Below are 14,019 nucleotides of genomic sequence, written 5' to 3'. Positions count from 1 at the left end.
CTTTTAAGTTGTAATCAAGAGCGATGAGCATAAGTAGGGAGGTATTCAATATTTCTATTTAACATAATATAAATTATATAACAACACCACGTGGTCACCGCAATACGAACACCGTGAGTATTTAACATAAAACCAGTTATCATCACTTCAGTGTGATAACGGATCGGTTTTATGTTAAGGTGATTGCATTTTATATCCGGCGTGACTCAGCATTTTAAAACCCGCAATCATCACAAATTAAAATTTGTACTATCTTAGGTTTTGATGATTCCTCTGAGCACTGGCTACTCTCAAATCATCCTGGGTAAAGCTATGAACTACAGAATTCAGGTAACCTTGGTTCCTGTTCAGATACAATAGCCTTCATCTCTACTAACCATCGATACAATGATAAAATTCTTCAAAAAAATCAGACAGCAATTAGTATCAGAAAATAAATTCAGCAAATATCTGATTTATGCATTAGGTGAAGTGCTATTGGTTATGATAGGAATTTTTCTGGCTTTCCAATTGAATACTACAGTTGAGCACCGGAAAAATAACCTGGAAGAAAAAAGGATTCTATACAATTTATTAGAATATGATTTAAAAAGTGACATAGAACAACTGAATGAATTGATTGATTCAGTGGAAACTACCACACAAATTATGACCGCTTTAAGTGGTGATAAAATTGAATTTATCACGGAAATGGAATCCTTTATAAAGGACTACCATTTTCAAGCCAATGATGGCACCTTCAATGAGGCATTATCCACAGGTACAATGAAATTGATAAAATCAGATACCTTGCGCGGTCTTATTTTTAAATACTACAAGGAAATTGAGAACAATAAATTTATCATTGAACAAAGTGCATTCGTCAATAATCATCAAATTACAAGACCGGAGATGTATGCGAAGGTGATAGCAACCTCTGAAAGCTTTGAACGCTATAATATCTCATTACCATTGCCTGAATTGGACCTGGAAACTCTAATTAAAGACCAGGAATTTATGGGTTCCATGTTTAGTCGTATGGCTTCCTTACAATCCCAAATAGGTTCCTGGAAACAATTGAAACACAAGGCTGAAATTTTAAGAAAAGAAGTTAAGAAAAAGCTGGATTCCCATTGATCTAATGTGAATCTGAACTTTAAGTGGCAACGGACTCCGGGATTACCACTCCCCTCCTGCCAAATCTAATTCAGGAAATTCTTGCCTAAATCATTCCTTCTTCTTCATATATTCAGAATTCAAGTATGATTTTAAATTGTGAGATAGCGGCCGCAATCATCACAATTTAAAATCTGTATATTAGTTTATGCGTGGATGGATTTCAATCAACTGGCTATCTGCAATATATAATTTGGGGAGTATAAGATTATTTTACAAGACAGTTACTAAAGCAAACACATGCAACACATCCCTTTTTGGCAAACATGGATAGTGGCAGGCTTACTGATGGCGATGCCCGCAACAGTCACAGCACAGGAAGCTGAGCTCACCCTTGATGACCTGTTTGCAACGCCTAAACTAACGGGAACAACCCCGTCGCGGCCTGTGTGGGCACCGGACAGCGAGCACTTCGCCTTTTCCTGGAGTGAACCAGGAAATCCCGGGCGCGGCCTCTGGGTATCCACAAGCGATGGGAAGCAAGTGCGCCACATTTCCAATACGGCAGCCGCGCCGGTGCGCGAAATTGTCTGGACCGACCCGAACACCATTGTCAGCCTGCGAGCTAACAACCTGTTATGGCAGACATCGCTCAGCCAGGGAGAAGACCTCCAGTTTATGCCCGTAGAGGCAGGTGCACATAACCTGACGATATCGCCTAGCGGCAACCAGGCAGCGTATATACGGAACGGTGACCTGTGGCTTGCTGACTTCCCTTCCAAACAGAATCGTCAGCTCACCGAAATCGGCATCGCCAGTCTCTCAAGCGTAAAGAAAGGGCGCTACAGCCGTCCGGAACGTGAAATCGGTCCGGGCATCTGGAGTGGGCCAACATACAAGTGGTCCCCGGATGGCAGGACCATCGCGTTTCACGCCGTTGACCGACGCGAGATGCGAAAGGTGCCGTTCCCGGATTACCTCGGTGCCGAAACCAATCCCAACGAGGTACGCCGGGGTTACCCGGGTGATCCAAACGAGATTCGCAGGGTTGGCCTGCTCGATGTAGAAAGCGGTAACATTATATACCTCGATTTGCCAGACCCGCACGCCAACCAGGTCATCGACTTCAACTGGTCACCTGGCGGTGCTCTGCTGGTTGATATCGCATCCGACACGGCGGTTGAACGTAAGCTGTTCGTCGTTGCACCCGGAGAAAGCCAACCGCGCGAGATTTGGCAAGGTGTTCGAGAGAGCCGCATGTACACATCATTTGGATCTGCCTGGCATCCGGATGGAAAGAATGTTGTTTTCTTAAGTGATATGGGTGATCGCTACGGCCTTTATACCATCGATGCCTCACCGTCCAGGGATCGTCCGCAGCTCCTGACAGATCCGTCCTACGATGTACTGTCCGCCCCAAGTATTGCTGGTGATGCTCTGTTTTACGAAGGCAACGGCGTTAATCCGTACGAACAACACGTGTATCGCCTGAATATGTCCGGTGGCGATCCCGAACAGGTGACACGCCTTTCGGGCCGGAACGATGGCTACCCCTCACCGGATGGCCGGCACCTGGTGTTCATGCACAGCAACGACACATCCCCTCCCGAACTTTACGTGGTAAGCAGCGAGGGTGGTGACCCTACACGAGTAACCCACTCGCCGTTGCCAGCCTTCACGGAGCGAACCTGGGCGACTGCGGAATACGTTAGTTTCCCCAGCCTTGTCGACGACTACACACTGCACGCCCGGATTCTGAAACCTGCCAACATGCAGCCCGGCAAGAAGTACCCGGTGCTGTTTGGACCCGTGTATTCGAATACAGCAAGGAACCGCTGGGCCGGTAACTACAGCCTCGTACAGCATCTGTTGGCTAAGAAGGGATATATTATCGTGCAGGTGGATTCACGTGGCAGCAACGGTTATGGCCGTGCATTCCGTGAAGAGTTCCTGCTGGGCTTTGCCGACCAGGACATTGAAGATTATGCAAGCGCCGTTGCCTACATGGAGTCACTGGATTATGTAGATCCCGATCGCATCGGTATCTGGGGCAGCAGTTATGGCGGCACACTCTCTGTTTATTCACTTTTGATGAAGCCGGGCTTATTCCAGGTGGGTGTTGCTGCAGCGGCGGCTGTTGACCCGATGTTCTTTGGCACGGACGACGTCGCGATTGTTCGTCGCCCACAGACACACCCGGAGGTCTTCGAAAGAAAAGCGCTCAAATACGCAGCGAATCTGGAGGATAAACTCCTGTTCATCCACGGCATCCAGGACCAGGTGGTACCTTTCAAGACAACGGCCGTGTTAGCTGAAGAACTGATTAACCAGGGAAAGGATTTCGACTTTGCATTTGCACCGGGTGCGACGCATGGATGGAGCGGTGAGCAGAACTACAATCGCTACCTGTTTGGCAAGATAATCGAATACTTTGACCGCCACCTGGCCGTGCCGTCTGAGTAGATGTTTGCAGGTGTCTTGTTAAAAGGCGTAGAGGAACGCCGGGCAGATCTTTGGATCACCGCAAAAACATATACTTAGCACGAACGTTTCCTTGTAAAGTTCACCATTTTTCTCATTGCGTATTTTTTCGTTTATTGACAGTATTCAATCCTAAAAACGGTCCTGGGGCAAAGCCAGGTCTGATCTGTTCTTGATGAATGCTACCACGAATCAAATCACTGTTTGCATATTACTTCTAATAGCAAACCTCATTTTTTCTTCATGTGCTGAAAGTACAAAGGAGAAGAAAAACAATGAGGACACCACGGACATATACATTTCTCCTGTAAGTTTTGACGGGTCAGAGTATACAACTAATCAAGAGAAAATTTTACATGGTAAGCGCCTGGCAAATTTGTTTGCCTGCAATAATTGCCATTTGTCTGATTATACTGGCGTGAATTTCGGTGACTTTATCCCAATACTCGATGGTCTATGGGCTAGCAACATATCACTTACATTACCTAAACTGCGTGATGATCAACTCGAAGAATTATTGCGAGATGGCACTCATCCTTCACGTGATTTATTCCTGATGCCTTCAAAAACATCTCAATTTTTGAGTGAAAAAGACATGGATGCATTGATTGCTTATTTAAGAACAATTCCCGAGAAAGGAAACCCTACACCTATCCCACCTGAAGGGTATAAAGATTCCGTTTCGGCCAGGTTGCCAGCAAATTATTGGAGAACCGATAATGAAGGAAAGCCTTATTATCATACTTCAGAAGATGAAGTACTGTACTACAGGAGTCATACATTGCCTGATCTTGGGCAGGATTTGTTAAAAGGAAGATTGATTGCACAGACCATGTGTTCATCTTGCCATGGGGCGGCATTAGATGGCGTTGGAGAAGACTCTGGAGATATTAAAAACGCCATTAGCTATGATTTAAGTAGTTACAAGCTACTTCTTAAACAAGGTATAACAATTCAGGGAGATACCATTCAATCACCATTCGGTACCGGACATGCATCTGTTTACCTAACCAATAACGAGATTGAAAACGTCATTGCTTACACAAAACAATTGATTGAAGAAAAATAGTCCCATTAATGAAGACCCTTCAATAAATTCGATTGATTAAAAACGCTCGCGACCAATGGCGATACCTGCTTTGTGAAATGTGATTCAGGATGGACCGAATAATACCCTAATTGCCGTACTAATCATTCCCAACAAAATTGGCCCTTCCAAAAAATCGCCTGTTCACGAAGTTATTGAGATTAGAACCAAATCGGTAATTGAACCCAAACCTGGAATCAATAGTATATGCTGAAGGCAGGGTTACCCTGCCACTCAGAATATCCTGTTCGGTGAAATCTCCTGCTGCCAGGTAAATCTGGTCCTTTACGTAGTTACCTTCTACCCTCATAAAGAAAGAAAAATTCCCGGTGACACGGACATCTGCTCTAACATTCAAACCTGTGGTCCAGGAGCTAAAATCATCCAGATAATTTCTCAAACGATATCCTATTTCAAGGTTGCCCCAACGTTTATTTAGTCCGAGACTGGCTCTCAGACTATGCAGAACCCTGGTTTCTTCAGTGACACCGTTAATCGTTTCTTCCACATATCTGTTATTCCTTACTTCAATCCCATAATTCACTCTCAGAAACCTGGAATTCTGCTCTGATTCCGGAAAAAAATTATACTCTACAGCGGGTCTGAATCTGGTCTGAAACTTATAATTAAAACGGGTATTCTGGAGACCTTCCAAATCATATCCGTAAGACCATTGGGGTGAAATAGACTTCACCAGCTGGTGACCAAATCCAAATTCTGATACATCAAAATTATTCTCAACATCATCAATGATCTGGTTTCCATTTTCATCAAGAACCGGATCGCCATTTTCATCAACTCTTGGCTCTCTTTGAATCGTTTTTCTCAGCCTTTCATCTACTCTCACCGATAGGTTAACTTTCCATTCATCCGTAATACGGTTAATATTGATTTCTCCACCTAAATTAATGTCCCTGCTCAATTCCTCTAATTCAAAGTTCGCATCGGTTCCCACATTAAAAACCCAATAATTCCAGGGATCAACGGTTTCCTCTCGTATGTCTTCCGTAAAGCGAGAGTCAGTCTTCATATTGATATCGATGTCCTCCCCTGCTGTGGTTTTTGCAACGTACGGAGCTAAACCCAATTTGATAAACCGGGTAAGTTTTGCCCGCACTTCGAAGTCGGTATCCGTCTGTTTGTTATTTACATACACGGTATCGTTTCTTCCCGCATGGATGTTTTGCTGACCTATAAACAAAAGTTGATATTGTCTTCCGCCACCACCAGATTCGTTATTGTTAATCAGCACAAAAACATCAGCTGATTCATTATCCCGGTAGAAGTCAACCGCTGTAATTTCCGTTCTGATAAAATCCATATCACAACCTCCATCCCACCGGTCACAACCGTCGATAAACACCCGCAGTTTTTTGCGAACATTGTTATTATCAATTGCCTGACTAATTGCAGGATTAGCCAGGGAAAAGAAGATCGGAATTAATACAAGCAGTATTTTTCTCATTTGATTAGGGGCAACTCGTGTTAATCGCATACTTAGTATCGAAGTTCTATGCAGTTTATCAACCTTAATAATGTGTTTGACCAGATATTGTTTGAAACCAGTATACATTTTACATGAAAATCAAAGACAATGATTGTTTTAAATCGGGACAATCAATATGGTAGCGCACAGTTTAAAACCCAAAACTATCACAATTTAAAATTTGTACTATCTTAGATTTTAACGATTTGTCTGAGCACCGATATATTTACCGTCGGATTTTGATCCCGTCATTTCACTCGTACATATCTCGACACCAAAATATAAAAGCCATTAAAATTGGATTATTTTACTGTACTGGGGTTTAGCCTTTTTGGTATTGGAAGCTTTTTATCATTATTCTTTATTCTGAGAAAGGGTTTTAATGATGGCGGGTATTTATTTCTCTATTTTTTGTTGTTTTTACTTTCCTATGAGTTGTTTTATAAAACACTTATCCATAGCAAGTTGATCTACAGTTTCCCTGCCTTATACATAAGTGGCAGGTTCTTTAATCTTCTGGTTTATCCTGTCTTTTTGTTCTTCGTACTTTCTATTACCAGATCCAACTTTCGACTAAGAGTCAAACATTGGATATTAATAGGTACAATAATCGCTTTCATCTTTATCAATTATTTTCATTCACTAAGCTTAAGTACTGACCAGAAACTCGTAAATCTGGATTTATTTTACCAGGATACCAGACCAGGATCTTTTAACTATTGGAAGAATTGGCAAACCTTATTCAAGGGAACAATTATTCCACTAGTGTTTGTCAGCTTGATCTCCTTTGAGTTTTTTCGTTTCACACGAGCTAACCACAGTACGTCTAAAAAGATACTATTGTACATCCTGCTTACCGTGATCTCGTTTTTTTTCTTATTTAATCTGTCATCAAACCTTCTTTACAAAAAGCTCGAAATTACATCCGGTTGGTCCATGATTGAGTGGCCCGTGGATATCTCTTTTCTTTCGGTGGTAATTGCTCTGCTTTCTCTAATTGCCCTTCTTGTTAATAGTGGTGTTGCGTTTTTGCCTCCAGCAAAATATGCTTCCAGTTCTTTAAATAAGAACAGTTATGATGAAATGATTACAGAAATTTCCAGAGTCATCCGGGAGAAGCAATTATACAAGCAATTTGACTTTAATTTGAAACTCCTTTCTAATGAACTAAACTCCAACCCGGGCTATATCTCGCAAACCATTAATCATGGCTTAGGTATACGATTTAATGATTACATCAATCAATTCAGAGTTGAGGAAGCAAAGCGCCAACTCCGATCCCCTGAAAATAAGCACTTAACTATTGAAGCCATTTCAGAACTATGCGGATTTAAGTCAAAATCAACTTTTTTCAGAGCTTTCAAAAAAGAAACAGGCCTCACCCCAAAACAATTTATTCAAGTCAGTAAAAAAAGTTCTGATGGATAAATTGAAACTTCATTATCTGCTGAAACAACTCTAAAAAGAAGAGAAAACAACATTTTTGTAATCGAACAATGATATTACAAAGATGAAATCAGGATGTGTATTATGGCTCCTTTTAATGAGCTTTTTCCCTGGAGTTTATACCGGCTGTATTGCTCAGGAAAAGAGTAATGACCAGCATGTCTTCTACTATTCAACCGTTGAATTTGTAGAAACACCATTATCCCCCATAAAAGGAAGTGTCCCTTTGAATAAAGAAGAGGCGATGAATCGAAACCATTACCGCTTTTTATATAACGAAAAGCACCAATTGGTATCTGTTTCATTCTTTAACGGGAATACACCCAGAAACCCCAATCATACGGCCAGTTTGTTTACGCTTGCGCATTTTATGAAATTCGATTATGGAGAGAAATCGGAGACTATTTCTTTCTTTAATACACAAGGCGAACCAGTTGAAGTACTTGGCAACTGTACTCTTTTTATGTATACCTATAATGATTTGGGTTTCAGAAACAGACTTTATTTTCTTAATAAAGATCATCAGCGATTAACAAATAGCTGGGGAATCTATGAGTATCAATGGGAATACCTTGATGATGGAAGCGTTATCGAAGATCGATACGACGAGAAAGGTAATCGCGTTACGATTCGCCCGGGTTTTGAATTTCACCGCCTGAGATTATACTTCAACCCATCCGGGCACATTGCATTAATGCAAAATATAGATGAGAATGGAAATCTGGTGGAAAATAGCTCCGGGGCCTCACAAGACAGAATAACCACCAATTCCCAGGGTAATTTTCTGGAATGGAACGTCCTCAACAACAGGAATGAACTGGAAAAAGGGAACGGTCCAAATGTGGCGATAGGTAAACAGGAATTTAATGAATACGGGTACGAAGTAGCTCTTGAACATCAGGACGAAAAAAGTCAATCTATTGCCAGCCATTATGGCATAATCAAGAGCAAAACAAAATTTGATCAGTTCGGGAATATCCAGGAGCGTACTTTTTATGACGCGGAAGGAAATCCGGATATACACAGTAATGCAGGTTATCACAAACTATCTCTGACATGGGATGAGCAAGGCAACAAAAGGAAAAGCCTGAGGTATTTTGATGTAGCAGGCAACCCCTGCCTGCATGAAACGAGAGGTTATCACGGTGTTCGATATGAGTATGATGATCAGGGAAGAATTTCAAAAATAAGCTATCTCTCAACGTCAGATAAGTTGATCAACCGTAAAGATAATGGTCATGCTTATTCAGTTTATAAATATCGGGATGATGGTGAAGTACAGGTTGTTCATTACGACACATCTGATTCGGAAATAAAGCTATGAAAATTGGTTGTTGATTATTTATATATCAACCCTTCGAACCAACCGGATACCCGCATATCTTCATTCAAATAGATTAGTGTGAGCCAAATTGAGTCGTAGATCCCATGGATGAATACAAGCAACAGTAAGTTGGTTCTGTTTTTATAAAACAAAAAAGCAAAAAACAGTGATCCTATAGTTATTCCAATAATGCCGGATAACCCCTGGTAACCATGGGACAGGCCAAAATAGACCGCAATAATTACACCTGATATCCCCCATGCTTTATTTGAACCCCCCATTAATTTGGCTAAACGCTTCATATAATATCCGTGAAACAGAAGCTCCTCTCCCATCGCTGCGAACACCCACATGATAATCATCATAAGTAAGTAGTTGCCAAAATCTCCCCGTAAGTCATCCAGTGAACTTAAATCGTTGTCACCCAGGTGATGCTGAAGGACACCATCAATGACTCCCGTCACAAAAAAATAGACGATGGATATCCAAACACTGGTAATAATCGTCTGAAGAGTTATTTTTTGCCCTATTCCGAAATAGGACCAATCCCACTTCTTTTGCCAGGCAATGAATAAGACCACTCCCAACCCAAAAAAGTACCCAAAATTTCTATCTGAAAGCGATAGCAAAATGGCAATAAGTATGACTATTAAAACCGAGTAGGGTTTGGATAAAAAGGTAAATAATTTAGCTTTCATGTCACCGGATAATTTTATTCTTCCTGATTTGCAGGCGAATGTATCAAGCAATCCGTTGTTCATAAAAAAGTTGGGATGAACGACCCTTTGCACCTAAAAAAGGGCATCATAACCGTTATGAAGTTCGTTCTTCACACGAATCAGACTGTTTGTCACCTACTGAAAGCTGTTTATCAAGTTTCTTTACTTGGAATAAAATGAAGGTTACCTTTGAACCATGAGCATGCCATCAAAAATCCTGCAAAGGGCGCTTTATTCCATAGTGCTTGTTTCATTGATAATTCCAGGAGGTATCATCATTATTTACCTGATCTATACTGGTGAAGATTCAGTGACATTTACCTTCGATACGTCAGTGGGTACAATACTCATTCTGTATTATATCATTCTGTTTTTCACATTGATATCGCTGGTTATTTATTGGTTCATCGGGCAAATGAAAGATCTACTGGCCATGCGGCATGAAAAGAAAAAGGCGGAGATAATGTTGCTTCAATCTGAAGTAAATCCTCATTTCTTCTTTAACATGTTGAATAATCTCTATGCAATGGTGGATAAGGACCCTCTCCTGGCTAAAGAGGTAATATTAAAGCTATCGGATATCATGCGGTATAGTATTTATGAGGGTAAAAATGAGCTGGTCACGCTGAAGGAGGAAATTGATTTTATAAATAATTACATTAACCTGCATAAGGTGCGGTATCACAGGGAAATTGATGTGCAGTTCACTGTAGAAGTGGAAGATGACCAGGCGAAAGTCACTCCCCTTTTATTCATTATTTTGGTTGAGAATGCTTTCAAGCATGGAATAGAAACCATTACCCATAATGCATTTATACATTTAAGGTTGACATCAGACACTCATAAAATAACGTTTGAGGTTGAGAACAATTTTGAAAAGAATCAAGAAAACATGACCGGAATAGGATTGACGAATCTGAGACGAAGACTTGAATTACTCTATGCAGAAAGGAGTAAATTTGATACTGAGATTAAAGATGATATCTACTATTCTAAACTCGAAATATCGGTTAAATGAAATACATTATAGTGGATGATGAACACTACGCTCACGACGTCATTAAAGGATATTGTGAGCAAATGGAGCATTTACAATTCGTAAAAAGCTGTTATGATGCCATTGAAGCTTTAAATATCTTAAAAAGTGAACAAGTTGATTTGATTTTTCTCGACTTGAATATGCCCAAAATATCCGGGTTTGATTTTTTAAAGACGTTGTCCAAACCACCAAAGGTTATAGTTACAACTGCCTATAAAGAGTTTGCCGTCGAGGGTTATGAGCTGGATATTGTTGACTACTTACTCAAGCCCGTTTCTTTTGAACGCTTTATTAAAGCCATAAACAAAATAGATAGTGTTGATGCGAACAAAGCAATGAGCCGTTCGGTACTGTCAAATGATAGAGAAGATGAGAACCGGATATTTCTTCGATCCAATAAAAGCTACATCCAGGTTGATTTGAAGACTATTTTGTTTGTTGAATCAACAGGCAACTATTGCAAGGTGGTTACCCTGGATAGTGAAATAGTAATTCGGGATAAAATCTCGAACGTCATCAAGACACTTCCGTCCGACAATTTTTTCCAGGTTCATAAATCCTTTATTGTATCAAAAAGTCAGATTAATTCTATTGAGGGCAACAGAATAATGATCAGGAATTATGAAGTGCCCATCGGTAAATCTTTCAAATTAAATGTAAATCGGATATTAAGTGGAAGCTGATCCAAAAATCATGATAAGAATGAGATGTTGATTCCATGGAGTGGATCTTTAAAACCTTCAACAGGTAATTCATGTTACATTTAAAATCAATTTACGCGCATGAACCAAAAAGAACTCTCTCAGTTGACCGACACAGAACTGCTGGAAGTAGCGAAGAAGAACAAACCATCACCCATAATTGATGCCTTCTTTATTGGGTTTTTAATCGGAATCATTATTTATAGCGTAGCTGCGAGCACCTGGGGTCTTGTGACCCTAATCCCGTTGTTTGTGATTTACAGACTTCTGAAAAAACCCGGGCAATACGAGGCGCTGCAGAAAGAGTTAAAGGAACGTAACCTGCGACAACTTTAATAAACTTCAGGCTATATCAATCCTGGCATTACAAGAAAGTCCTTCAAACTTAACATGACTACCGATTTTATGTGAGACAAAGAAATTGGTGGTCTGAGCTTTTGAATCGCGACTGACACACATTTCGGGATATTTGGATTTTTTTTGGTAGATAGAACTAGCTGGGCTTAATTAGAATATGAATCTAGAACTAATCAAATCTGATAGAATTGATGAACTGACAAACTTTCTCATGCTTGTATCTGTTCGACTTATCTCCTATGATAAAAAATTAGTTCCTCTTCCAAATTCTGATGAGAAATTTGGTTTGATTCCTCGTTGTAATAGAATGATTATCGAGGTGATAAACAAAAGTAATTCCACCTTAAATGATCTGCTGTTAACTGTTTACAGAAAAAACTCTAAGCTTGGAAAAGACAACTTTGATACTGTCCCTATCAAGACATACGAACTTCTTCCAAGGTCTACTGGCAAATATGAAATAATAGTTTTTGACCCATTTAATGAGAAATTTAATGGTGTGGAGATATGGGTCTCAACTAAGGAAGATTGGGAATTAAGAGCAAAAGCCGAAAAGTGGCTTGACCGTGCTGAAGATTTTTCAAAAAGGAAATATAGTCTATTGGATAGAATTAAAAATAAGATAAAATTAGACTAACAATTTCTAGGCTTCATTTAATAACAGTTTATCCTACCCTCAATCAATGATAAATATATTCAGGAAAATAAGGCACAACCTGTCCTCTGAAAACAAAATTGGCAAGTACCTACTGTATGCCTCCGGAGAAATAATTCTCGTGGTAATCGGGATATTAATTGCAATACAGCTGAACAGCTGGAAGACAGAAACTGATGAAAATGCTGAAGTATTAAACGATTTGAATGGCCTTTATGCCGAATTGAATCAGGACTCGGAACGTATGGATACCTTGTATGCATTCTATGCCGATAAAACCAATGCTATTCAACGATTACTTGAATATAATGACACGTCTGTCCAGCTATCAAATCATGCGTTAGGAGAACTATTCAATTCAACCCTTGAATACAAAAAATTTTCAAGCAAAAGGAGTACTTACCTTTCGATGATAAGCGGAGGTTATATTAACAAAATCAAAGACAAAGATCTTATCAATGAAATAATTAAATATTATGAAAGCCCCTACCTGACCTGGTCCACAGAGATATATGGAAATATTTCTGAATCAATTGATTATAGCCAGACTGAATTGTACCATTCAAATGACGGACTAATCAGGCTGAAGAGGGATAATTCTATCCCAAATTGGACGTTGACTAATGATCAGTATAAGTCGGAGTACGCGAAATTGATTCAATCAAAATGGGCAATTGATATTCTGACTAACTTTCTTAAACAGAGTAATTTTATCTTTAGTAATCTTGAAATGTACAAGAAATTGAATGATCATTTGAGAGAAGAGATTAAAGAATATACCATCAATGGGATTAATGACTAAACAAATGAGTGGCTAAAGTAATACAAAGATTTTTTAGCCGGATAAACAGATATGAGAACACCCATGATCACCCCGGAAGGGATGCAAAAGCTGAAAGATGAATTAAACCATCTCTGGAAAGTAGAGCGCGTTGAAACCACCAAAAAGGTTTCCCGGGCAGCCAGCCTGGGTGACCGTTCCGAAAATGCCGATTACCACTACAATAAAAAACGCCTCCGTGAAATTGACCGGCGAATTCTGTATCTGCGTAAATGCATCGATGACTTTAAGGTCGTGGAATACCATCCGCACCAGGAAGGCAAGGTCATGTTTGGCGCTTGGGTGGAAATTGAAAATGATAAGGGCCTTAAGAACCGCATGTTGTTTATTTAAAACAAGTACTTAACCATAAACTGCAATCGTCTGCCAGTACCTTGCGTATCATTTACATTCGTGCGCTGTACCATCATGAATTCTACTCCGGTGTTCAAGCTCTTTAATGGAGACCAAATCAAATTAGCGTGGCCCGATAATCCGGCTTTCATATCATACCCTTCTTTGTATTCTGAAGGATCAATAGAATACCAGTTTGAATTGATATTGGTAACAAGGGTGTTTGACAAACGAAACGCAAATCCACCTCCTAAATTCCATGCAGGCATCGTTTCTAATGTGCCTTCCGGCGTTACAATGGCAGAAGCTTGTGTGCCAATTGTAGCCACTATTTGGCTACCCCATCCGTGTCCATAGCTAGCCATCCAACGGAACCAATGCTTTTTTGCACCAAAGTATTCACGCCCGCTAAAGCTAAAGCCCCAACCTAGTGCTCTGGAATTGGGCATTGCACC

14 protein-coding genes are annotated in these 14,019 nt (G+C 40.3%); 11 read left to right on the top strand and 3 right to left on the bottom strand.

Translation table 11 applies throughout. From position 1 onward, the window contains the following. Positions 1–387 precede the first annotated feature (387 nt). The 3 genes from LDX50_RS06360 to LDX50_RS06350 all read left to right on the top strand — a co-directional run bounded on the left by LDX50_RS06360 (position 388) and on the right by LDX50_RS06350 (position 4,645). The gene (locus LDX50_RS06360; RefSeq protein WP_225697598.1) at positions 388–1,116 is read left to right on the top strand and encodes a DUF6090 family protein; all 729 of its coding nucleotides are present in this window, start codon (positions 388–390) and stop codon (positions 1,114–1,116) included. 312 nt (positions 1,117–1,428) lie between these two features. Further along, complete coding sequence (locus LDX50_RS06355) at positions 1,429–3,558, top strand: prolyl oligopeptidase family serine peptidase (RefSeq protein WP_225697597.1); 2,130 nt, start codon at positions 1,429–1,431, stop codon at positions 3,556–3,558. 193 nt (positions 3,559–3,751) lie between these two features. Further along, the gene (locus LDX50_RS06350; RefSeq protein WP_225697596.1) at positions 3,752–4,645 is read left to right on the top strand and encodes a cytochrome c4; all 894 of its coding nucleotides are present in this window, start codon (positions 3,752–3,754) and stop codon (positions 4,643–4,645) included. Positions 4,646–4,763: 118 nt separating this feature from the next. On the opposite strand, the gene LDX50_RS06345 is transcribed toward LDX50_RS06350, so the two are convergent. Then, entirely contained in the window at positions 4,764–6,128 is a 1,365-nt protein-coding gene (locus LDX50_RS06345) for a hypothetical protein (protein ID WP_225697595.1), read from the bottom strand. A gap of 957 nt (positions 6,129–7,085) precedes the next feature. Here LDX50_RS06345 and LDX50_RS06340 point away from each other — a divergent pair. Both LDX50_RS06340 and LDX50_RS06335 read left to right on the top strand, forming a co-directional pair. Further along, entirely contained in the window at positions 7,086–7,577 is a 492-nt protein-coding gene (locus tag LDX50_RS06340) for a helix-turn-helix domain-containing protein (protein WP_225697594.1), read from the top strand. A gap of 115 nt (positions 7,578–7,692) precedes the next feature. Then, the gene (locus LDX50_RS06335; protein ID WP_225697593.1) at positions 7,693–8,919 is read left to right on the top strand and encodes a hypothetical protein; all 1,227 of its coding nucleotides are present in this window, start codon (positions 7,693–7,695) and stop codon (positions 8,917–8,919) included. 14 nt (positions 8,920–8,933) lie between these two features. On the opposite strand, the gene LDX50_RS06330 is transcribed toward LDX50_RS06335, so the two are convergent. After that, entirely contained in the window at positions 8,934–9,617 is a 684-nt protein-coding gene (locus LDX50_RS06330; RefSeq protein ID WP_225697592.1) for a CPBP family intramembrane glutamic endopeptidase, read from the bottom strand. A gap of 223 nt (positions 9,618–9,840) precedes the next feature. Between LDX50_RS06330 and LDX50_RS06325 the strand changes: the two genes are divergently transcribed. The 6 genes from LDX50_RS06325 to greB all read left to right on the top strand — a co-directional run bounded on the left by LDX50_RS06325 (position 9,841) and on the right by greB (position 13,564). Continuing rightward, positions 9,841–10,656: a sensor histidine kinase gene (locus tag LDX50_RS06325; RefSeq protein WP_225697591.1), complete on the top strand. Its 816-nt coding sequence runs from the start codon at positions 9,841–9,843 to the stop codon at positions 10,654–10,656. Beyond that, complete coding sequence (locus tag LDX50_RS06320; RefSeq protein WP_225697590.1) at positions 10,653–11,360, top strand: LytR/AlgR family response regulator transcription factor; 708 nt, start codon at positions 10,653–10,655, stop codon at positions 11,358–11,360. The genes LDX50_RS06325 and LDX50_RS06320 overlap by 4 nt, the downstream gene beginning before the upstream one ends. Before the next feature lie 99 nt (positions 11,361–11,459). After that, positions 11,460–11,714 (top strand): FUSC family protein, encoded by a 255-nt coding sequence (locus LDX50_RS06315; protein ID WP_225697589.1) that lies wholly within the window; start codon positions 11,460–11,462, stop codon positions 11,712–11,714. A gap of 178 nt (positions 11,715–11,892) precedes the next feature. Beyond that, on the top strand, positions 11,893–12,372 hold the full coding sequence (locus LDX50_RS06310) for a hypothetical protein (RefSeq protein WP_225697588.1): 480 nt from the start codon (positions 11,893–11,895) through the stop codon (positions 12,370–12,372). Positions 12,373–12,418: 46 nt separating this feature from the next. Further along, complete coding sequence (locus tag LDX50_RS06305) at positions 12,419–13,192, top strand: DUF6090 family protein (protein ID WP_225697587.1); 774 nt, start codon at positions 12,419–12,421, stop codon at positions 13,190–13,192. 51 nt (positions 13,193–13,243) lie between these two features. Beyond that, positions 13,244–13,564: a transcription elongation factor GreB gene (gene greB / locus LDX50_RS06300; protein WP_225697586.1), complete on the top strand. Its 321-nt coding sequence runs from the start codon at positions 13,244–13,246 to the stop codon at positions 13,562–13,564. Here the strand turns inward: greB and LDX50_RS06295 are convergent. Continuing rightward, positions 13,561–14,019, bottom strand: a 459-nt coding sequence (locus LDX50_RS06295; protein WP_225697585.1) for a hypothetical protein, incomplete at its 5' end; no start/stop codon positions are given. The two genes, greB and LDX50_RS06295, sit on opposite strands and share 4 nt — an antisense overlap.

It is taken from the genome of Fulvivirga sedimenti (assembly GCF_020328055.1).
This window is presented reverse-complemented; position numbering and strand designations above follow the sequence as displayed.